The sequence below is a fragment of the Cohnella baijiui genome (assembly GCF_020731285.1).
Taxonomy (GTDB): domain Bacteria; phylum Bacillota; class Bacilli; order Paenibacillales; family Paenibacillaceae; genus Cohnella.
The window spans coordinates 1-294 of the sequence record NZ_JAJFOW010000222.1 but is presented as its reverse complement, the minus strand read 5'-3'; the positions used below and the strand labels follow the sequence as shown (position 1 = coordinate 294).

Here is a 294-nt window from a genome sequence, read left to right as displayed (position 1 = left end):
TTTGATTCTGCCCATCTCAGGGATTATGTTTTTGTTCCGATTCCTCGAGAAGCTGCTGCAGGCGATTCGCGGGGAGAAGATCGTTAATACAGTCGATGCCGTAGAGATGCCAAATGAGAAGGAGGATACGCCGCATGGTCCTCACGCTATTTAGTTCGTTCCTCGTCATGATGCTCCTGCGGGTACCGATTGCAATCAGTCTGTCCTTAGCGACCGTATTCGTTCTGATGCAGAGTGATTTCAATATGAACATGGTACCGCAGCGGATGTTCTCCGCACTCGATTCCTTTCCGC

1 protein-coding gene is annotated in these 294 nt (G+C 50.0%); it reads left to right on the top strand.

Translation table 11 applies throughout. The features are described from left to right. Window positions 1-113: 113 nt before the first annotated feature. On the top strand, window positions 114-294 hold a 181-nt coding region (locus LKX83_RS34605), incomplete at its 3' end, for a TRAP transporter large permease subunit (protein WP_370639174.1).